Here is a 21089-nt window from a genome sequence, read left to right as displayed (position 1 = left end):
TGTACAATCATCGCCGGTCAAACTAATCAACCAGCGAGATCACACCGCGCACTGCGCTTGTACGACGATGAAAACGCGAACCCAAGGTCCTGCCCGCGCTCGCCGTAAAGGAACACAACGGTAAACAACTTGCAGAATCTTAGCAAACAGCGCTGCCTAATACCAGCCACTACCTAATTCCAGCCGTAGTCCCCGCGCAGTCGGGCGGCGATGAGCTCGAAGCGCCTGCGGGGCATCATCGCACCTGCGCGGCGAATCCCGGATTCCGGAATGAGCAAGATACGGTCCATCCGCACCCACGACGGCTTGGGGTCCTCATTCCAGAACCCACTGCCGATAGAGAGCCACTCCGGTTGCTCGCTGTGCTCGGTGCGAGTGGAAATCAGCATGCCCAGAAGGTACTGGTCATGGCGGCCAACCACGACAACTGCGCGCTCCCGCAAGGCGGCGTCTTCGCCTTCGAGTTGCAATGGAATCCACACCACTTCGCCGGGGTCGGCTTGGCCATCCATGTCGGGGCTGTACACGATCGTGCGGGCTAGTTCCGCGGTTGGACGCGCGATGGTCACCGGGTCTCGCAGGCGAAGTAGGGCCTCCTTGGACTCGTCGGAAAGCGAGGTGTCCTGAGCGAGCCCAAGTTGCGTGTTGAGCTTAAACAGCGCCTCATCGAGTGTGTCGGGGCCGCGGAACCACTCGGTACCGGCGAAAAGACGCGCGCTGATGCGATTACGCAGGCGCCGCGGCCAGCTTTCGCGTTCATTTTGATCGGTGGACGAAGTGGAGCTCATGGAATCTAAGTCTAGAGGTTTAGTGCGGAGGGAATCGATAGGTAAGATTGTGCGTGATTGTATTTAAGCCCGGCTGGTCGGTTTTCGAGGCCGGCGCATATGGGTCGGCCAACGCCGCGCCCCAATGCCCATAACGTCTTTATTTTTCGGAGTAGACCCAACGTGACCAAGAATTTTGCGGAGCAGACTTTTACGGACCCTTCACGGATTCGAAATTTCTGCATCATTGCGCACATTGACCACGGTAAGTCCACCCTGGCGGACCGAATTCTGCAGCTCTCGGGTGTTGTCGAGGCGCGCGACATGCGCGATCAGTACCTCGACAACATGGATATTGAGCGCGAACGAGGCATTACCATTAAGGCTCAGAACGTGCGCCTGCCGTGGGTTCCGCGCACAGGTAAGCACGCAGGCGAAGAAATCGTCCTGCACCTGATTGATACGCCGGGTCACGTTGACTTCACCTACGAAGTCTCGCGTGCGCTGGAGGCGTGTGAAGGCGCAATTCTGCTGGTCGACGCTGCTCAAGGCATCGAAGCGCAGACACTGGCCAACCTGTACCTGGCCATGGAAAATGACCTGGAAATCATCCCGGTACTGAACAAGATTGACCTTCCAGCCGCGGATCCGGATAAATACGCGGAGGAAATTGCGCACATCATCGGCTGTGAACCGGAAGATGTCATGCGTGTTTCGGGTAAGACTGGTGAGGGCGTTGAGGAGATGCTCGACCGAGTCTGTGAGCTCGTCCCGGCACCGGTCGGCGACCCGGAGGCACCTGCCCGTGCGCTGATTTTTGACTCGGTCTACGACACCTACCGCGGTGTGGTCACCTACATCCGTGTTGTTGATGGTCAGCTCAAGCCGCGTGAAGTCATTCAGATGATGTCCACTGGCACTAAGCACGAGCTGCTGGAAATTGGCATTGTTTCGCCGCAACCGAAGAAGTGTAAGGGGCTTGGCGTCGGCGAGGTCGGTTATCTCATCACCGGTGTGAAGGATGTCCGTCAGTCCAAGGTCGGTGACACCGTCACGCTGAACGCCACACCGGCTGAGGAGCCGCTGGAAGGCTACGAAGAGCCCAAGCCAATGGTCTACTCCGGGCTGTTCCCAATTTCTCAGGCCGACTATCCTGACCTGCGCGATGCGTTGGAAAAGCTCCAGCTTAACGACGCTTCGTTGACATTCGAACCGGAGACCTCGGTGGCTCTCGGGTTTGGTTTCCGCGGTGGTTTCCTGGGGCTGCTGCACATGGAGATCACCCGCGCCCGACTGGAGCGCGAGTTTGACCTGGATCTGATTTCGACGGCCCCGAACGTTGTCTACCGCGTTGTCACTGAGGACGGCACCGAGGTCACCGTTCACAATCCGAGTGACTGGCCGGAGGGCAAGCTCCGCGAGATTTACGAGCCGATGGTCAAGTGCACCATCGTTGTGCCGAGTGAATTCGTTGGTCCCACCATGGAGCTGTGCCAGCAGAAGCGCGGCGAGATGGGCGGTATGGACTACCTGTCCGAGGATCGCGTGGAGCTGCGTTACAAGATGCCACTGGGTGAGATCATCTTCGACTTCTTCGACATGCTGAAGTCCCGCACTAGGGGTTATGCTTCGCTGAACTACGAAGACGCCGGCGAGCAGATTGCGGACCTGGTCAAGGTGGACATTCTCCTGCAGGGCGAGGCTGTCGATGCGTTCTCCGCGATCGTCCACCGCGACAACGCCCAGTGGTACGGCAACAAGATGACCAAGAAGCTGCGCGAGCTAATCCCCCGCCAGCAGTTCGAGGTCCCGGTTCAGGCGGCAATCGGTTCGAAGATTATCGCCCGCGAGAACATCCGTGCACTGCGCAAGGACGTTCTTGCCAAGTGTTACGGCGGCGACATTTCCCGTAAGCGCAAGTTGCTGGAGAAGCAGAAGGCCGGTAAGAAGCGTATGAAGAACATCGGTTCGGTCTCGGTGCCTCAGGAAGCATTCGTGGCTGCGCTGTCGACCGACGAGGGCGGTAAGTAGAGGGGAAACTGCATGCCACGGAAGCGGAAGAAACTGGTCGAGGACTTCGAAGAGCTGCTCGAAGCCGGTGACATGGATGCGCTGAAGGCCGTCTATGACGCTTGCGCACTCAACGCAGTTTTCGGATACAGCAAGGACACTGCACTAGCGCTCCGTGGCACCCCGCCGGAGCTCATGCGCTGGCTAATCGACCAGGGAATCGACGTCAACACCGAGAACCGCTTCGGTAAAACCGCCCTGGCAGAGCACGCAAGCCGGGGCGATACCGACAAGATGAAAGTCCTGCTCGAATGCGGTGCTGACATCGAAGCTGGCAAACACTGGCCTCTATTCCAGGCAGCGAAGAGCCATCAGCCCAAGGCCATTGCGTTGCTGTTGGAAAATGGCGCTGACCTTCACCGCGAGAACCGCCTCGGTCACGGCCGGACAGCGTTCAAAGAGGCCGTCGCTACCGCCGATATCGATTCCCTCAGTCGAGTCCTAGCGAGTATCGAGGTGCTCCTGGACGCGGGTTCGGAAATCGACGACGAAGCTCGCGAAGAGTTCACTAAGTTCGGTCGCCGCTACAACCGCCTGTCAGACAAGCAGCGCGACAAGTACCAGCCAGTCATGGATCGACTATATGAGCGCATCGGTGCTGACCGCCCGCAGGAAATCACGCCTCACGACGGCCACAGCGACATTATTGTCCCCGCAGACAAGTCGATCAACGGCCAGTTCCGATACCTCTGGAACTACCTGGTGCCGGGTGGTGGCCCAGCCGCGACTGTGCAGGGCGAAGTTATCCGCATCGTGGGCCGGCTCGGGTACGAAGCGCTGGAGATGGGCTACGTCAACTGGGACGAAGACTATGCCAAGATGATCGACTTCTGGCTGGAGACGGTTGGGGCCGCCGAGGATGCCATGGCCGTCGTAAAGCAGCGCAAAGCTGGTGAGGCGGACATTGATGCGCTGACGGAGGCGACAATCGAGTGGGTTACAGAGCACCCGCAGCCGATTGCGTTGGGCGAGGTCCCGTACCGGCGCTAACTCCCAAGAAGCTAACCCCGGTTTGGTGTTAAAAATCTGTTAATGGTTAGCCACTGCATCAATCGGTAGTGTCAGCTGATATCTTTGATGGGTGGAATCCGTATACCTAACAGCAATACTGTTTTCGATTATCGGCGGACTCGGTGCGTCGTTGCTTCGGCTGCCGCCGCTGATTGGTTTCCTTGGGGCCGGTTTTGCCGTTCATGCAATGGGGCTTGAGGAAATCCCGTTCATTGATTCGCTGGCCGAGCTTGGTGTTACCACCTTGCTGTTCACAATCGGTCTGAAGCTAAATCCGAAGGATATCGTGGCGCCACGAGTGGTCTTTTCGGGGCTTGGCCACGCGTTTTTAAACACGGTAGTTTTTGCCGTGCTGTTCGGTGTCGCCAGTTTCTTGCCGCTGCGTGAGCTCACGGGACTGTCGGTGACCGCGCTAATTTACATCGGCATCGCGACTTCATTTTCGTCGACGGTGTTTGTGATGAGCCACTTGGAGGAGCAGAACCGCGGTGCTTCGGCCATCGGACGTATCGCGATTGGTGTACTCATTCTGCAGGACATCATTGCGGTCGGCGTGCTGGTGGCATCGTCGGGTAAGACCCCGGAGCTGTGGGCGCTGGCGCTGCCACTATTGTTCTTCATTCGCCCGCTGGCGGCGCGGCTTCCCAACCGCATGTTCCGCACTGAGCTGCTGGTTCTCACCGGTATTGGTATTGCAGTGGCTTCTTACTCGGCTTTCGAACTGGCAGGGCTCTCTGGCTCGCTGGGGTCCCTGGTCGCCGGTATTCTGCTGTCTTCGCACCCAATTTCTGACCGTCTGTCGGAAGCACTGATTAGTATTCGTGAGCTACTGCTGGTCGCGTTCTTTATCGAGATTGGTCTCGGTGGTCTGCCAAGCGCGGGCGGCTACGTCATCGCTGCGATTATGGTGCTGTTCCTGGTGTTCAAGGCCACTATCTTCATCTGGATTCTCAAGCGCATGGGACTGTCGCTGCGCACGAGTGCGCTGGCGGGGCTGACGTTGAGTAACTACTCGGAGTTCGGCCTAATTGTGATGGCGGCGGCGACGCAACAGGACATTCTGCCGGAAGAATGGACCTCGATTATGGCAGTCGCCGTGGCGGGTAGCTTCATTGCCAGCTCGCTGATGGCCCCGCACGAAGACAAGATTGTCAGCTTCCTGCAGAAGTTCGTCCCAGAAACCCCAGAGGACCGCCTGGTGCCAGAAGAGGCAAAGGTCATTATTGATAACGCCGATGCTCTCATCATGGGTATGGGGCGAGTCGGCGTTGGTGTCTACGGCAGGTTGGTCAACGAGTACGGCATGAACGTCTTCGGTGTTGATTTCGACGAGGATCGCATCGAAGAGCTGCGCGAGCAGGGTTACCAGGTCATCCCAGGCGATGTGACAGACCCAGAGCTCTGGCACCACATCGAGTTGGAGAAGAAACCAGCGCTGTACGTGTTGGCGCTGTCTGAGCACGCTGAGACCTACGCGATGATTCAGAACATCCGTAAGCAGGACACCGAAGCCGTGGTTGCTACCACCACTAAGGTGCAGAGGTTTAAGGATCAGCTTCTCAACGTTGGTGCCGACATGGCCGTCTACCTCTACGACGGTGCTGGCGAGGAGCTCGCCGACCGTGCAGTGGAGACGCTTAAGCAGCGGTCTTAGTCGCATCCGTTAAATACGGCAAACAACAAGCCAGCCGATTCGTTCGGCGATAAGCTGATTTCATGTCAGTCACCCAAAACCAGATGCCCGCGAGTCCTATTCGATCCAGTCGCAGTGCGATGTTTCGGATGACCGCGGGCCTTGCTGTTGTCATGCTCGGAACTCTCGTCGGCTGCTCATCTTCAGATTCCGAAGATGCCGCCGCATCACAAAGCAACAATGATCAGAGTGAGGTACAGTCGCAATCGACGTCGGCAAGCGAGGGCGATAATCCGAAGATGCCGTCGCCGACGAAGGGGACAAGCGTCGACAGCATCGGATTTGATGAAAGCGCCTACCAGAAAATTGACGTTCAGCGGTTTAGCCAGAACGGAATCAAGGCGTTCTACGTCACGCTAGACGGGAAAAAGAGCGAGTGTTTCTACTCAGACGGCGCGGTGACGTGCATCGGTAAGGCTGATTCGTCGATTCCCGACGTGGAGGTTCCGCCGTTCCCACCACAGTCGCCGGGCGCAATCATGCTGAATACTTCAGGTGCCGCGTACACGCTCGTCGAAGGGGTACCGCCGGCTCAGGAAGAGCTTGACGACGGCCAATGGACGAGCTTCGGCACCGCTGCGTGTGCGAAGACGGATGCGAACAAGCTGGTGTGCCAGTCGGATAACGCGGCCTTTGCCATCGAAGGCAAGGACAAGAATATTCGCACCTCCGGCAAGGTTTTCGATTCCGTCGAGGAACTCATGGCCCAGGGGAGTGAGCCGGCGAGGGGCTACAGTCAGGGCACGGATGCACTTGTTCAGGGGCCGATGATGTGCGGTGCCATGGAGGGCCATCGTCTGGCGGAAGTGGTCAAGGGCGAGATGACCTGCGCTGAGGCCATGGATGTGTTGGATCGGTACGACGCAATCAAGGACACTGAGGGCGGTGGCAACACCCTGACCGCTCAAGTAGGGGACTGGACCTGTAGCTCTCCGACGGCGGCGAGGTCTGAGGAGTTGGGAGCGGTAACGGTGTGTGAGGACCCGGAGCATGGCTTGGAAGTCCGTGACCCCGTGATGGGCTAGCAGGGTTACCGCGGCTAACAGCATTTTCAAATAAGCCTAAGCTGGAACTATGACTGATTTATATCTCGTGCGGCACGGTGAAACTGAGTGGTCGCGCACTGGGCAGCACACATCGGTAACTGATCTTCCGCTGACTGACAACGGTCGGGAAGAAGCCAAGGCCCTCAACGGCTGGCTGGATCCGAAGGACTTTGGGCTAGTGCTGGCATCACCCCGTCAGCGCGCCCAGGAGACCGCTCGATTGGCGGGGTTCCACGACTTCGAGGTCGAAGAGGATCTCGCGGAATGGTTCTATGGCGACTACGAGGGGATTACCTCGAAGGAAGTGCAAAAGACCGTTCCCGATTGGCAGATTTGGACTCACGGTGTGCCCAATGGCGAAACCGCGGAGGAAGTCCGTGAGCGAGTTGAGCGAGTGGTGAAAAGGGTGCGTGAATCGGGCGAAGACAAGGCGATTCTGTTCGCCCACGGTCACTCGCTGCGTGCGCTCACCACAGCCTGGTTGGAACTGCCCATTGCACTTGGCCAGTCCTTCCCATTGAATACCGCATCCCTGTCCGTGCTCGGTCGCTACCATGACCGACCTGCGGTTCTGCGCTGGAACCTCTCGCGGGGATTGTAGCGGCGTTGTACAGGTGTCTCGGTGAATTCGCCGATGCCATTCAAGCCGCCAACGCCGTCAAGCTCTGTAAGAGGTGCCTGTGAATCACAATTCCGATGCTTTCGCCCGCGTAGTCGACCGTGCCCGCGGCGTGCTCTATGGCCAGGTCATCGGCGATAACCTCGGCGCGCTAGTGGAGTTTTGTAGTGCCGAGGAGATTGCACAGCGCTACCCACACGGTGTCTGTGAACTTGCCGATGGCGGCACCCACAACATCGCCGCCGGCCAGCCCACTGATGACTCCGAAATGGCGCTGGCGCTGGCACGCTCACTGGTGCGCTGCGAAGGCTACGATGCCGCCGATGTCCGCGAGTCCTATGTGCGCTGGGCAAACTCCGACGCTTTCGACATCGGAGAGGCCACCACGGCAGCGTTGCTCCGGCGCGCGCCGAACCCGAACTCCCAGGCTAACGGCGCGCTCATGCGTATCTCACCGCTGGCTATCGTGTACTGGCGCAACCCCGCACGTGCTGGCGAACTCGCCCGCAAGGACGCCGCCATCACGCACCCGCACCCAGTGTGCATAGAGGCCAATTCACGTTACGCATCCGCGCTTGCCGACGTCATCAGCGGCGGCCTCCACCAGCCGCGCCGCGGCATTGGCGTGAGTGCGCTGATGGAGTGGCTGGCTTCCCAGCGCGCGCAGTGGGAAACCGAGTGGCAGGCCAGCGGTGCCGTGGTGGATAGCGGGGAGCCGGATTTCTCGGTGCATCAGGGATGGCTGCGCTTTGCGCTGTGGGCACTGCATGAAGAACTGCGCCGGGTAGAAGACAAAACCACGACCTTTGAGGACTCTCTGGTCCGAGTCATTGGCCGTGGCGGCGACACCGACACTAACGCGGCCATTGTTGGTGCTTTTCTCGGTGGCGTCTTTGGGGCCTCCGGCATTCCGCAGCGGTGGCGGGATGTCATTGATTCCTGCTCGCCGAAGCGAAACCGGCCCGCGCAGTATCACCCAAACGATGTTGCGGAGTTGGCGGAGAAACTGGTGGGCATGGAGAGCTAATATTCGGCGACGCACTCACTAATGAGTGGACGTATCGTCAGATTTCTTTCCACTTGACGCCGTTTCTTCTCGTCGTCCACGCCGAGTCTCCTTGGTTTACTTTTTATCCAGTTAACTCTCTTTCCCGAAGATTTTCTTCATTTAGATAGTTGGCGTGGGCATTAGGGGACTCGGTGAGTCCAGCCCTCCGTGCCGTATTTGGTGTCAATAAGATGCTGCGCCGCAGCGAAGTCCTCATCGGAAAGCGATGCCTCGGCGGCACCGTAGCGGTTGATGAATGTCTGCTTCATCGTGTCAATGACTTCCGCGCGGCTGGCACCGGTCTGGCGACGGAGCGGATCGACGCGCTTCTTCGCGCTGCGCAGGCCCTTATCGGCAATCTTGGCCTTGCCAATGCGCAGGACTTCCATCATTTTGTCAGCGTCGATGTCATAACTCATGGTGACGTGGTGAAGCACTGTTGAGCCACGGCGCTTCTGTGCGGCACCACCAATCTTGCCGCCATCGGAGGTGATGTCATTGATGGGGACATACCACGCATTGACCCCGAGCTGCGCAAGTGCAGCGATGACCCAGCGGTCGAGGAATTCATAGGATTCGACGTAGCTAAGACCAGCGACCAGCTTCTCTGGTACATAGATCGAGTAGGTGACGCAGTTGCCGCCCTCCATGAACATCGCGCCACCGCCGGAGAGACGACGCACCACTTGCACATCGTGCTTCTCTACACCCTCGGGCTCGAGTTCGTTGACATAAGACTGATATGAACCGATCACAGTGGCACGATCATCCCAATCCCAGAAACGCAGAGTCGGTCCGCGCTGCCCGGAATTGACTTGATCAAGAAGGACCTCGTCGAGCGCAACATTCATCACCGTCGGCAGGACACCCGGCTGCAAAACCTCCCACTCCAAATCAGTGAAGTCGACGGCCTGTGTCAGTGCACGTCGAACGACTTGCGCAATGATGTGGGTATCAAAACCGTGCAGTCGCACCTCGCGGCCAGACTGATCCTCAAAATCCTTCAGCGCCGCATCGAGGCGAGCCTGTAGGCGTTCCGTATTGTCCCCGGCAGGCGCACCGAGGAGAGCGTCATTAATAATGTCGTAGGCTTCATCGGGTTCGAGGAAAAAATCGCCCGAAATGCTTATCGACGAAATCGTGTCACCTGTGGTCTCGCAGTCGGCAACAACCAATTTGCCGCCGGGAACCTTCATTTCTGAGTGAAATTTCTGTGCGGGGGTCATGGGTTTCGATGGTACTCGTGCCGGGCGTTACGATGCCCCCCCGTGTTTACCTCATCGACTTTGGATCACCGTGCCCGCAAAATTGTTGCGTGGGTAGCAGGCCTGAATCTTCTCGGATTCTTCATTGAATTAATTGTTGCCTCAATTATTGGCTCCGCAGCGCTGTTCGCCGACGCTGCAGACTTTCTTGAAGATTTCCTCATGAACCTGCTGGTTCTCACCGCATTGGGTTGGTCGCTGGCGAGCCGTCGTAAAGCAAGCTTCGGCCTTGCCGGGCTAATCCTGATTCCGGCGATTGCGGCGTTCGGCACTGCCATCTGGAAGATGATCAGCGGTGAGCCGCCAGAGCCGCTAACGCTGTCGGTGACTGCGATTATTGCGATGGTCATCAACCTGGTCTGCGCGATTTTGCTGATGAACCTGCGCAAAGCCGACAGTGCGCTCATGCGCGGCGCGTGGTTGGCGGCGCGTAACGACGTCCTGGCGAACCTGCTCATTCTCGCCGCTGGAGTGGTCACCATTTTCTGGTTCAGCGCATGGCCGGACATCGTCGTAGGACTTGTCATCGGCGTCATTAATCTCACGGCCGCAAAGGAGGTCTACGAGCAGGCGCGTGCCGAAGACCCCGAGCTGGAGATGGATGACGATGACGACGACTAGTGCAGACTAGTCGTGTGTGGCGGGGTGCGGTAGGGCAATAGTAGGGGGGGCAGCTGGGGCCTACTTCCACATATCCTTCTGCCACTGCGGCTTATGAGCGTAGGTGAACTCGTAGTATTCCTTGTTCTTCAGCTCACTGGCTGCAGCCTGATCAATCACAACCGTGGCCCGTGGGTGCAGCTGCAATACGGACGCGGGCATAGAAGCGCTCAGCGGGCCCTCGATGGAGGCGGCAATGGCATGCGCCTTTGCAAAACCTGTGGCCAGCAGCAGGAGGTGCCCCGCACGTGAAATGGTGCCAAGACCCTGGGTGACCACGTGGTACGGCACGTCTTCGGTGGAGTCGAAGAAGCGGGCGTTATCCAGCACGGTCTGCGGGTGCAGCGTCTTAATGCGAGTCAGGGAACCGAAAGAGCTGGCGGGCTCGTTAAAACCGACATGCCCATTTGTGCCGATGCCCAGTAACTGAATGTCAATGCCGCCGGCCTCGATAATCTTGCGTTCGTAGTCCTCGCAGGCAGCGCCAATGTCGTCTGCGAGACCATCGGGAATATGGACCCGCGCCGGGTCGACATCCACGTGATCGGAAAACTCGTTGTGAATCACGTGGTAGTAGCTCTGCTCATGCTCGATGGGCAGGCCCACGTATTCGTCGAGTGCGAAGAAGCTGCAGTCCTTGAAAGTGACTTCACCAGCCCGATGGCGACGAATCAGCTCCCGATACGTCGCAAGCGGGGTCGATCCTGTTGCTACACCGAGGTTTGCACCCTTGTTGGCGTAGTGCGCGAGGTAATCCGAAGCGATGCTCGCGACTTCAGCCTCAGAATCGACGATGATGATTTCCATGGTGGAACACTCCAGAAAACGAGGGCTCGTGGCAGAAAATGAAAAGGGGCGGGGCAGAATTCTAGTGACTCCACAACGCTAGGCGCTACAGCCCTATTCAGACGAGGTTAATCTGCCATTGGTTAATTCCTGTAATTACACTCTGTTTTTCTTGTTTATCAACTTCTTCCGGGCAACGAAAAACACTCAGGGCAACGCCACAGTTGGCGTTACTCTGAGTGTGTTGGGGGCGTATTGTTTCTGGCCCTGGGCTACTTCACCCAGAAATTGCCGTCTTCGTCCTTGTAGATGATGTCACCAGCTTGAGCGACTTGGGTATCGTTGACCTGAAGCTCAACCAAATCCAGTGTTTCGACAATTGGTTCAACGTACACGCCACCGTCAAACCAAACCTGGAAAGCATCGGCCGAAGTCGAAGATCCTGAGAAACGGTGCTGTTCGTATTTGTGCACCGGAGCAAATGGGCAGTTAATCGCCTGTGCAATTGTCGGGGAAGCCACGACGGAGCCAAGTACGGCAGCGGCGCCGATGATAACAGCGGCGAGAGAGCGAGAGAACTTCATAGTTAATTCCTTCCCGAGTCGGGGTTATGACGCAGTTATGGGGATGCCGAAGTGCGCACTGTCGGCTGCTGTTGCTGTGGGCTAGACTGAGCCTTCTTTTTCAATGACAAGCATGCGCGCCTCGCCCTGCGGGTGCGCGACATGCTCGTCGCCGGCTTCTGCAAAACAGATAGTGCCAGGCGTTAATGTGCGTACGCATTCCTGTCCCGCATCGCGGTAGTGCATGTCGACGGCTCCGTCGACAACCACAAAGACCTCTTCGCCATCATTGATGTGCCACTTGTATGGCTGATCGCTCCAGTGGAGCCGGACGCTTGTGGCGCCAGTCATAGTGACAACATTCAGTGCACCCCACGGGCGATCAGCGGTGAAGTCTGCGGCTTCGATGAATTTCATGAGCCAATTCTAAGCGGATTTCGTCCCGAGTGGAAAGGCCTGGATGAACGGCTGCCGTCCGGTGTCTAGCGCTACCTACCGCCACTCGGCACTTGCCGGGTCAATACCTTCCTTACGGGCCTGAGCTTCAATCAACTCCAGCAGGTAGCCAGCATTGCCGCGGTAATACCGGTCAAACCGGGAATCAGCGACGTACATGCGAGCCAGCAGAATCTGCTTTTCTCGACCGGCCTCGTAGAAGCGGGTAATAGAGGCCAAGTGACGGTCAACTAGCTCGGCCGCCTCTTCGGAACCTGGCTCCACGTGTCGCTCAGCAGCGTCGGCAAGCGCATCGGCAAAATCCTTAGCCTCTGCCTCAAGAGCGGCCCAGTCGCTGTCGTCCATCTTTTCCTGAGCCTGCTGGGATTGCTCCCACTCGGTGGTGTCGCCCCAGCGTTCCTCAGCTTCGGCTTCTAGATTCTGCCAATCGCGGCCCAAGAGCTCTGCCTTCGTCTTTGCTTCCATTGTGTGTCCTTCCTCAATCAGTTTGTCCAGAGACTGCACCATGTGGTGCAGGTCAGCGATCTTCTCTGTGAGAACAGTTCGCTGAGCGAGCAAACGATCTTTCCGACTTCTCGGGGAGGAATCGCCGTGAATGAACTCCTCGATAGTCTTCAACGGCACACCAGCGGCGCGATAGACCAGGATCTCCAGCGCGGTGTCGATGTCCTCATCGGTGTAGAGGCGGTAGTCGGACCACGTGCGATACTGCGGGCTGAGCAGCCCGATGGCATCCCAATGTCGCAGCGTGCGCGTGGTAACGCCCAGGAGCTCGGCTGCCTCGCCGATGGTGTACTCGTTGTCGTTGTTGCTCACGGGAATCATCTTTCTGTTTGACGTCGCGTCAAGGTCAAGACCCGACGCCGAAATCCGTCGAAGAAGTTAGTTGCGGCAGCCGTAGGTGTGCCGTTCCCGCGACTGTCAATCTGCGGGGCCCGACCGCAAGAGCCGAAGCCTGTTGATTGCCGCCACAACCTCCTGGAAACGAGGCTCCGCCAGATGACCAGAATTGGTAGACGCAGCTGCCGCGTCGAAGAGCGAATGACAAAAGTTGTAGTACTCACGCTGAATTAGCTCGGTGAGGTCAGTACGTCCATCGAGCTGCTTTACAACGGCGCCCAGAATCCGGGCAATGGCTTCTGTTTGGGAGGAATCCATCAATTGGCCGACAGCGCGCAGGTCAAGATTGTCCTTGCCCACCTGAATCAGTTCGAGGCAACGAGCACGCGGTGGCTTAGGCGGTTTCGCGCCGCTACCGCGCCCGCCGCGACTGCCACGACCACCGCGCCCACCGCGACTGCCATGCCCATGACCACCACGACCACCATGTCCACCACGGCTCTCACCGGCAGGGAAGTCAGCCTGCAGAAAACGCTCACCGATCTGCGCAAAAGCTGGCGAAGGTGCAGCCGGAGTGGCAGATTCTCGGAGCTCACGGGCGCGCTCGGTGACGTCGTAAGGCGTGTACGCATCCATAGCAATCACGGTGTCCGCGACATCGATGAACGCACCAGAACCACCAGCGACGATGACCGTGGAGATCCCGTGGTCCTCCCAGAGCTCGCGGACCCGTGCGACCAGTGGAGTAATCGGCTCCCGGTCATCGGGGATGAGTCGGCGCATGCGCTCATCACGAATCATGAAGTTAGTTGCGGAGGTGTCCTCATCGATGAGCAACACGCGCGCACCGGAACCCAGCGCCTCCATCAGACCCGCAGCTTGGGAGGTCGACCCCGACGCGTTCGCCGTGGAAAACCGGGTCGTGTCATCACCGGAGGGAAGACCGTTGATAAACGGCGAGATATCCACACCAGTGATGGCCCGGCCGTCCTCGGCACGCAGCGCAACCGCAGTCTCGTCAGCGACCACAAACTCGCGGCCGTCGCCAGCGACATGGTCATACACGCCAGTGACCAGGGAGGACAGTAGCGTGGACTTGCCGTGGTAGCCACCGCCGACAATCAACGTCACGCCCCGCGGAATGCCCATGCCGTGCACCATTTTACCCGACGGCAACTGAAAACTGTGCTGCAACGATTCCGGCGAGGTAAACGCAGTCGCGCCGGGCTTCGGCAGCTGGCTATTGCCCGCCTGACGGGGCAACACCGACCCGTCTGTCACAAACCCAATCAGGTCCGCGTCCGCTACCGCACGGCGCAAAAAGAGCTGGTCATACTCCAATTCCGCGGCTGCCTCGAGCGCATCGATGGGTGCGTTTACAATGGCGTCGTCAAACGCGTCCAACAAATCCTCACAGATCAAGCGCGCCGCCTCACGCCCGAGAATGCGCCGGCCGCGGGCGGGCAGCTGGATTTCCAGGCAGATCTGGAGGGCATCATCATGCTTATCGACGTCGTGCGCATCCCCACGGAGCTCAGCGACAGCTGTTCGGCGCAAGACCTGCTGCCCCGGAGAATCGATAAACAGCCCGCGGCCATACTTCTTAAAAGCTCGCACGAGGCTGCGGTTCAACAAATCGAGCTCTGCCGTGCTGAACCTGCCGGGTTGTGAGCGGGAGGCTCCGCGATAGTCCAGCACTGACAGCGGAATGTGGACGCGTGCCCGTGATGCTGGAGCGTAAGGGTCGGATTGGACCTTGTCGACAAACAGCGTCGCGTCCAGATCCGGCAGGTCGTGGGAGCCACGAAGAGATTTGTATGCGCCGTAGCTCTTGCCATCGAGGTTGGAGAGACGTCGATAAAGGTCAGCGGGCATATTGCTACTTTCGTTGAGGGAATTCGGTGTTCTTCCCGCGAGTGTAGCGACTGAGCGCCGGATGAGAATTGCCGTCGGGCGACACAGCGGGGCTGCCGCATACGGTAGCGCCGTTGCTACAGGCAGGTAGCGTGAGAGCCATGACTGATAGCTCGGAAGCTGACAAACCCACGGACGCAGGGAACACCCCAGAGTCGGTGCAAAAACACGCCCGCGCGAATGCCAAGCGTTACGTTTGGGCGAACGGACTACAGAATATCGGCGATCAAATCGTCGCGGCGAAGACGCTGTTGCCATGGCTGCTGCATTCGGCTGGCGCGCCGGGCTTCTTCATCGCCATGCTTGTGCCGGTGCGCGAGTCCGGTTCGATGCTTCCGCAGGCCGCCCTCACACCTTGGGTGAAATCTCGCCCGCGCCGCACAACCGTCTGGATCGCTGGTGCTTTGGGGCAAGCCATCGCAGCAGCGCTGATTGGTCTGGCTGCGTTGTTCCTAGAAGGCACCGCGCTCGGCGTCGCTGTCATCGTCGCGCTTGCAGGCTTTGCAACGGCCCGAGCCCTGTGCTCGATGGCCTCAAAGGATGTCCAGGGCCGCACGATTCCGAAGGGGCAGCGCGGGCAGATTAGTGGCCGAGCTGCGATGTTGGGCGGTGTCGCCGCAATTATTGTTGGTGCAGTGTTGTGGATTCTCCGCGACAACGTCACCAAACCAATCGTGGCGGGGCTCATCTTTGTTGCGGCACTGTCGTGGGTAGCAGCAGTTTTGATTTTCCGTGGGATTGTTGAGCCCACCAACGAGGGGGACAAGGAAGAACCGAATAAAACCTGGTGGCAGGACACCTGGCGGCTCTTTAAAGAGGATAAGAACTTCCGCGACTTTGTGATCGTCCGTAGTTTGTTGCTGGTCACAGCATTATCCACGTCGTTCATCGTAACCCTAAGTGCACAGGTGGGAGCTGATCTGGAAGCCTCTGACGGTAGCGGCGGGGGAGTAAGCGCCAATGTCGGTATCTTCATGCTCGCCGCAGGCTTCGCCTCTTTGGTTGGTGGAAAAGTCGCCGGAATCTGGTCGGATAAATCCTCGAAGAAGGTGTTGACCTACTCTTCGCTGGTCGGTTCTATTGTTCTCTTTTTGTTGGTCGCAAGTGCTCACTGGCTTTCCGCCGGTGCGAACGCTTGGATTTTCCCGCTCGGCTTCTTCGCGATGTCCGTCGTCCACGCCGGTGTTCGCGTGGCTCGTTCGACCTATGTTGTGGACATGGCAGAAGGAGACAAGCGCACCGAGTATGTCGGAGCAGCCAACACCATCATGGGCGTTGTCCTGCTCATCGTCGGTGCGCTTTCGGGTGTTATCGCCAGCTTCGGCCCTGCGGCAGCTTTAATCTTCCTGGCACTAATGGGACTGGTTGGTGTCGCTATGTCCAGCAGGCTGAAGGAAGTCTCGGCGCCGCACAAGGTGACGCCTTAGCAGGGCAGTTCTTTAACAAGGCGGAAGCGCTAGCTCACACTAACCGCTACAGCCTCATCGTTCTTGCGCCTGACAATGTCAATAACCAGCGCAGTACCGATCACCGCAGCCCGCGTTTCCTCGTTCAAGTTCGGCTCCAAATGCAGAGCGTACGTGTCCTTGCCGGTAATAGCGCCTTTGAGACCACGGTACTTCCGGTCAATCTTCGCAATCGGGCGTCCCTTGCTGGTCAGTGCGTAATTTTTACCGCGGAAGCCGCCGTCAACATCGACGTCGGAAAGCCCTTTGACGGACAAAGTTAGCCGTGATTTTAGGCTGAATCGTTTGGTCTTGGCTGTGGCGATCTTAGCGCCGTTGGGTGTGAGAACCTTGTATGTGTCGCCGAAAACGTTCGCGGGGTCGGTGATGGTGAGGAGCTTGTCGCCCTCTTTGCCATCCTCGTCCATATCGAAGATGTCGTACTTGACACCGATGCCCAACATGCGTCGACCCAGTGATCCTGCTTGGGTAATTTGGGCAATCTGGGTGCCGTTGTCATCGAAAATAGAGTATTCACTGCGCATAACGTTGCGTGTTTCTTGAACTAGCAGTGTGTCGGTCGTAAGCAGTCGAGGTTTCTGTGTGTTCACGAATTAGCTCCAAACTCGATGACAGTTATTTAGAACTCTACGACCATCTTGCCGGTATTGCCTCCGCTAAACAGTTCGAGGAATGCAGCTGGCATGTTCTCGATACCGTGGCGAGTGGTGACATCGTAGGCGACCTTACCGCTGACGACCTGCGGAGCCATTCGCTCCTGGAATTCATCTGCCAGGTGCAGGTACTTGCCCAAGACGAAGCCGCGCAGAGTAATGCACTTGCCAATCGCCAGAGCCAAGTTACGTGGTCCGGTCGGAGTTCCAGTGTTGTTGTACTGGGAGATTGCGCCACACATAGCAACGCGGCCAAAGGTGCGCATCGCGCCGATGGCTGCCTCGAGATGGTCGCCACCGACGTTGTCGAAGTAGAAGTCAATGCCCTCTGGAGCGGCCTTTGCCAGCTGTTCTGCAACCGGGCCGTCGTTGTAGTTGAAGGCGGCATCAAAGCCGAGTTCGAGTAGACGCTCAACCTTCTCGTCCGAGCCGGCGGAGCCAATGACACGGGCTGCGCCCATCTGCTTGGCGAACTGACCAGCAGCCGAGCCGACCGCACCAGCAGCGCCAGAGATAAAGACGACGTCGCCTTCCTTCATCTCTCCGACAGCAGTCAGGCCAACGTAAGCAGTAAGTCCAGTAAGACCAAGGATGCCCAGGTGGGCAGCAGCCGGTGCAACGTTGAGGTCAACCGGTGTTGCCTCGGAATCGGCAATAACAGCATTGGTCTGCCAGCCATAAGAGTGGCGGACAGCGTCGCCAACCTGGAACTTATCCGACTTGGACGCAAGGACAGTGCCCACAGCGCCGCCAGTCATTGGCTGGTCAAGCTGAAAAGGAGGAACGTACGACTTGGTGTCGTTCATCCGGCCACGCATGTAGGGATCGACGGTAGCGACCGAGTTGGCTACCAAAATGTCGCCGTCGTTAAGCTCTGGCAAATCGACGGTCTCGAGGCGGAAATTCTCGTCAGTCGGCAGGCCGGTCGGTCGGGAAGCTAGAACCCACTGCTGAGTGGTGGTGGGCAGTTCGGTTGTGGACGATGCATCAGTGGAAGTCACTGTTTTTCTCCTGTTGCGTATTCCTGGATCTATTGTCGGATTGTTGTTGCGTGGCCTCTATATCGTGATAAATATCCGAGCCACGTAGGCTGCCACTGTACCGTCGCTTGAGTGCTCCGGGCTATGTCCAAACATGTTTTTATAACTTAAAGCGATTGGAAAAACGCAGGTTACGCCGCTTGTACCCAGGAATCGAGGCGCTCAATTAGAATGTCCAAGTCGTCCAACAGAGGCATGTCGGGCAGTCGTTCGGCGATTACGTTGCGGACATTCGTGTACCACCACAATTGCTGGCTCGGAGTTGAACGAAAGCGTCGCCACAGGGAGTGGCCTTCGCGGTCTAAATCCTCCAGAGTTTGGCTGAGATTGTGGAACCTATCCGCGGCGGCCACGATGATTGACTCCGCGCTGCCACGAGAAAGTTGCTCCAGGTAGGCATCGGCACGCTCCTGCCAGGAGGGCAAGGAAGAATTCTTGGTGACGCCCTCGACGATCGTGGCCACGCGAGGTCCGAACTCATCTTCCATCTCGGCACGTGAGTAGTTTTCCGGCACGTCTTCCAAAATGTCGTGGAAGAGGGCTGCCAACAGCACGTCTTCGTCGTTAGTCACGCTCGCCGCAATCAACATCACCGCCATTGGATGGCTGATATAGGGAACGCCAGATCCCTTTCGGTAGTGCCCATCGTGCGCGCGGGAAGCAGTTGCGATGCCGCGTATGAGCCTGCCACTGGGGCGTGTCGAAGCAAAGGTGTCAGCGTTTTCCATGGGTATCCCGACCTTTCGTTGATGCATGAAAAATAGCAGCGTCTAAGCTTGAACATCATGAACGTCGCAGAAGTAGATCCGCTCATCGAGTCGATGTACCGGTGGTCCGATGTCAGTGGTGTCCTGCTCATGGGCATCATCGGTGGCACCATCGCCCGGCAACGAGGCTACGACATCATCGGGTTCTTCTTTATCGCGCTGTTCTCCGCACTGGGTGGCGGCATGATTCGCGATGTTCTGATTAACCAGGGCACCGTCGCCGCAATGAGTCAGCCGGAGTACCTAATCCTGGCATTCACCGGTGCACTTATCGCGCGATTTTTCTATTTCAAAGGTAAGACCTGGGAATACGTTCAGGTTCACGGTGACGCTGTGGTTTCGGGTCTTTGGGCCGCTACGGGAACGGTCAAAGGTGTCACGTATGGCTTGCCCATTCTGCCGTGCATCATGATGGGCGTTTTCACAGCCACTGGCGGTTCCATGATTCGTGACATTGTTACCGGGCGGGTACCCGCTGTTTTCGGCGGCAATCAGCCCACGGTCATCCCCGCCGTGGCTTGCGCAATTATTGTCATCGGAGGCCACCATCTGGGTTTTATGGCCGTGTCCATGGTCGTCGGTCCCGTCGTCAGCATTCTGCTGTCGCTGCTGGGGTACTGGGGCAATTGGCGCGTATCGGCACGCTCTGAGTGGGCACCATTGAACGACACCGCGTCGCAGATTGCGGTCCTCGCGCGTCGCGCAGAGGGCAAGAGCCGTGAGGTCGGTCGACGCTTCGAGCCCGCGCGCCTGCGCAGTTGGCGCCACCGCCAGATGGAAAAGGCGCTGCAGCGTCGCATTCAGGCTGAGGTCGATAGGGGAGTATCGCGTTCCGACGCAGAGGCCAACGCGGAGGAATTCCTGGAGGAGTTCAATGCGGACTTCCCAGCGGATCTGGAAGTTCCGTCGGCACAACAGGAGACAGAGCAAGACGAAAGCGATGAATCCAATTTCGGTGTGGACCTATCCGGCGATTCCTATGACGATTACGGGGAAGATACTGCGCTGCGGCAGCGGGAATACCGGGAGATGTTGGATCAAATTCTTGCTGACGATGAGGCGACCGATTTGCTCGTCGCAAAGCTAATGAAGAAATACGACCAGCGGGATTAGAGGAGCGGTAGAGACATGGCATCGACGAGTACTGCGAGCAGGCATTTTGGGCACATTATTAAGGAACACACCCTTGAGGTTCCCTGGGATCCTTTTACCGGGGCTGCGGATGCTGCGACATTTGAGCTCTTCGCAAGGGAGATCTATACGCCAGGAAATGAGGACGCGCCGGCAATTGTCTATTTGCACGGAGGTCCAGGCTTCCCGGCACCGCGTCCGGTGGGAACTAGCGGAGTAATTGGTGAGGCGCTGAAGGAATTCCGCGTGATTCTTTTGGATCAACGTGGCACGGGGCGCTCGCATCGAATTGATGCGGCCAATATTGCGGATATTCCGGGCGCGCGGCTTGCGCAATTGCGTCAGGAATACATTGTCGAAGATGCGGAAGCATTGCGAAAGCATTTGGGCATTGCGAGATGGTCACTGTATGGGCAGTCCTTTGGTGGTTTTTGCATTACTTCATATCTCAGCCGCTATCCGGAATCCGTGGAGCACGCTTACCTCACGGGTGGTTTGCCCGTTCTGGATCGTGGCGCTGACGACCTTTATCGCACGACATATGCGAAGCTGCGCACCCGCCACGAGCGCTTTTATCGCGAATACCCGTGGGTGGAGAATCGCATTCGAGAAATCTGCGCGCACCTGGAGCAATCTGCAGAAACTCTCCCCACCGGTGAGCGTCTGAGTTCTCGCCGATTCCGAACCATCGGAATTGAATTGGGCCGCGGAGATGGATTCCACAATCTGGCGTATTTGTTGGAAGAGCCATTCCACATTCGCAATGGTGAAAAGCAATTGCGCATTGATTTCCTAGCCGATGTCGGATCCCGCGTGAGTTTCGCCGAGGGGCCGCTATACGCCGCGATTCACGAATCCATTTATGGCGGTGTCGGGGAGCAGCCCACAACTAATTGGGCAGCGCACCGCATTCGCGAGGAGATTCCAGGTTTCGAAGAAAATGCCAATCCCGCAGGTGACGAGCTGTTTTACCTCACCGGCGAGCACATTTTCCCCTGGCAATTCGACGAAGACCCTGCGCTCATTCCGTTCAAGGAAAAGGCCGAAGAATTGGCGCAGCACACCTGGGAAAACTCGCCGTATGATTCCGCGCGCTTGCTTGCCGACGCTCCGACCTCGGCAGCCGCGGTTTATCTTGACGACATTTTCGTACCGTTCGATTACTCGATGGGGACAGCCAACTGCTACCGAGATCTGCGACCACATGTGACCAATGCATTCCAGCATGACGGTATTCGCCACGATGGCGCGGCAATCTTTGCGCGGCTCCGCGAGCTCGTCGAGGATCACTAGG

At 57.9% G+C, this 21089-nt stretch carries 20 protein-coding genes; 10 read left to right on the top strand and 10 right to left on the bottom strand.

Going from position 1 to position 21089, the window contains the following annotated elements; translation table 11 throughout:
* Window positions 1-173 precede the first annotated feature (173 nt).
* A complete protein-coding gene (locus tag HMPREF2860_RS04835; protein ID WP_070560977.1) occupies window positions 174-788 on the bottom strand; it encodes a type II toxin-antitoxin system PemK/MazF family toxin in 615 nt (204 codons plus the stop codon).
* Window positions 789-950: 162 nt separating this feature from the next.
* Here HMPREF2860_RS04835 and lepA point away from each other — a divergent pair, with 162 nt between their 5' ends.
* From lepA to HMPREF2860_RS04805, 6 genes are all read left to right on the top strand, one after another.
* Window positions 951-2798 carry a translation elongation factor 4 gene (gene lepA / locus HMPREF2860_RS04830; RefSeq protein ID WP_070628630.1) on the top strand — a complete coding sequence of 616 codons (1848 nt, stop codon included), beginning with the start codon at window positions 951-953 and terminating at the stop codon, window positions 2796-2798.
* Between the two features lie 12 nt (window positions 2799-2810).
* Complete coding sequence (locus tag HMPREF2860_RS04825; protein WP_038628151.1) at window positions 2811-3827, top strand: ankyrin repeat domain-containing protein; 1017 nt, start codon at window positions 2811-2813, stop codon at window positions 3825-3827.
* Window positions 3828-3918: 91 nt separating this feature from the next.
* Window positions 3919-5502, top strand: coding sequence for a cation:proton antiporter family protein (locus HMPREF2860_RS04820; protein WP_005511540.1), 1584 nt, complete (start codon window positions 3919-3921; stop codon window positions 5500-5502).
* A 128-nt stretch (window positions 5503-5630) separates the two neighbouring features.
* Window positions 5631-6566, top strand: a complete 936-nt coding sequence (locus HMPREF2860_RS04815; protein WP_005511513.1) for a hypothetical protein — start codon at window positions 5631-5633, stop codon at window positions 6564-6566.
* Between the two features lie 49 nt (window positions 6567-6615).
* Window positions 6616-7188, top strand: coding sequence for a histidine phosphatase family protein (locus tag HMPREF2860_RS04810; RefSeq protein WP_005511515.1), 573 nt, complete (start codon window positions 6616-6618; stop codon window positions 7186-7188).
* Between the two features lie 79 nt (window positions 7189-7267).
* Window positions 7268-8233, top strand: coding sequence for an ADP-ribosylglycohydrolase family protein (locus HMPREF2860_RS04805; RefSeq protein WP_016422328.1), 966 nt, complete (start codon window positions 7268-7270; stop codon window positions 8231-8233).
* Window positions 8234-8394: 161 nt separating this feature from the next.
* On the opposite strand, the gene HMPREF2860_RS04800 is transcribed toward HMPREF2860_RS04805, so the two are convergent.
* Entirely contained in the window at window positions 8395-9480 is a 1086-nt protein-coding gene (locus HMPREF2860_RS04800; protein ID WP_038628161.1) for a lipoate--protein ligase family protein, read from the bottom strand.
* Window positions 9481-9522: 42 nt separating this feature from the next.
* On the opposite strand from HMPREF2860_RS04800, the gene HMPREF2860_RS04795 reads away from it, so the two are divergent.
* A complete protein-coding gene (locus HMPREF2860_RS04795) occupies window positions 9523-10140 on the top strand; it encodes a cation efflux transmembrane domain-containing protein (protein WP_049180864.1) in 618 nt (205 codons plus the stop codon).
* A 60-nt stretch (window positions 10141-10200) separates the two neighbouring features.
* On the opposite strand, the gene nagB is transcribed toward HMPREF2860_RS04795, so the two are convergent.
* The 5 genes from nagB to HMPREF2860_RS04770 form a co-directional block, all read right to left on the bottom strand.
* Window positions 10201-10986, bottom strand: a complete 786-nt coding sequence (gene nagB / locus HMPREF2860_RS04790; RefSeq protein WP_016422331.1) for a glucosamine-6-phosphate deaminase — start codon at window positions 10984-10986, stop codon at window positions 10201-10203.
* A 251-nt stretch (window positions 10987-11237) separates the two neighbouring features.
* Window positions 11238-11549: a hypothetical protein gene (locus tag HMPREF2860_RS04785; RefSeq protein WP_016422332.1), complete on the bottom strand. Its 312-nt coding sequence runs from the start codon at window positions 11547-11549 to the stop codon at window positions 11238-11240.
* Between the two features lie 81 nt (window positions 11550-11630).
* A complete protein-coding gene (locus HMPREF2860_RS04780; RefSeq protein ID WP_070429484.1) occupies window positions 11631-11945 on the bottom strand; it encodes a cupin domain-containing protein in 315 nt (104 codons plus the stop codon).
* Window positions 11946-12020: 75 nt separating this feature from the next.
* Window positions 12021-12809, bottom strand: coding sequence for a MerR family transcriptional regulator (locus HMPREF2860_RS04775; RefSeq protein WP_070429483.1), 789 nt, complete (start codon window positions 12807-12809; stop codon window positions 12021-12023).
* A gap of 96 nt (window positions 12810-12905) precedes the next feature.
* Window positions 12906-14699, bottom strand: coding sequence for an ABC-ATPase domain-containing protein (locus HMPREF2860_RS04770; RefSeq protein ID WP_070628629.1), 1794 nt, complete (start codon window positions 14697-14699; stop codon window positions 12906-12908).
* A 140-nt stretch (window positions 14700-14839) separates the two neighbouring features.
* Here HMPREF2860_RS04770 and HMPREF2860_RS04765 point away from each other — a divergent pair, with 140 nt between their 5' ends.
* On the top strand, window positions 14840-16165 hold the full coding sequence (locus tag HMPREF2860_RS04765) for an MFS transporter (RefSeq protein WP_222867337.1): 1326 nt from the start codon (window positions 14840-14842) through the stop codon (window positions 16163-16165).
* Window positions 16166-16194: 29 nt separating this feature from the next.
* Here the strand turns inward: HMPREF2860_RS04765 and HMPREF2860_RS04760 are convergent, their stop codons facing one another.
* The 3 genes from HMPREF2860_RS04760 to HMPREF2860_RS04750 all read right to left on the bottom strand — a co-directional run bounded on the left by HMPREF2860_RS04760 (window position 16195) and on the right by HMPREF2860_RS04750 (window position 18625).
* Complete coding sequence (locus tag HMPREF2860_RS04760; protein ID WP_224786560.1) at window positions 16195-16728, bottom strand: LURP-one-related family protein; 534 nt, start codon at window positions 16726-16728, stop codon at window positions 16195-16197.
* Between the two features lie 95 nt (window positions 16729-16823).
* Window positions 16824-17858 (bottom strand): NADP-dependent oxidoreductase, encoded by a 1035-nt coding sequence (locus HMPREF2860_RS04755; RefSeq protein ID WP_168162099.1) that lies wholly within the window; start codon window positions 17856-17858, stop codon window positions 16824-16826.
* A gap of 170 nt (window positions 17859-18028) precedes the next feature.
* Complete coding sequence (locus HMPREF2860_RS04750) at window positions 18029-18625, bottom strand: HD domain-containing protein (protein WP_070560604.1); 597 nt, start codon at window positions 18623-18625, stop codon at window positions 18029-18031.
* A 57-nt stretch (window positions 18626-18682) separates the two neighbouring features.
* Here HMPREF2860_RS04750 and HMPREF2860_RS04745 point away from each other — a divergent pair, with 57 nt between their 5' ends.
* Together HMPREF2860_RS04745 and HMPREF2860_RS04740 are read left to right on the top strand one after the other, a co-directional pair.
* A complete protein-coding gene (locus HMPREF2860_RS04745) occupies window positions 18683-19777 on the top strand; it encodes a trimeric intracellular cation channel family protein (RefSeq protein ID WP_038628175.1) in 1095 nt (364 codons plus the stop codon).
* Window positions 19778-19792: 15 nt separating this feature from the next.
* Window positions 19793-21088, top strand: coding sequence for an alpha/beta fold hydrolase (locus HMPREF2860_RS04740; RefSeq protein WP_070560605.1), 1296 nt, complete (start codon window positions 19793-19795; stop codon window positions 21086-21088).
* Window position 21089: the final 1 nt, after the last annotated feature.

This window comes from Corynebacterium sp. HMSC064E10, assembly GCF_001812505.1.
GTDB lineage: Bacteria > Actinomycetota > Actinomycetes > Mycobacteriales > Mycobacteriaceae > Corynebacterium > Corynebacterium amycolatum.
Note: the sequence above shows the minus strand (reverse complement) of the source record. Positions and strands in the feature narration are given on the sequence as shown.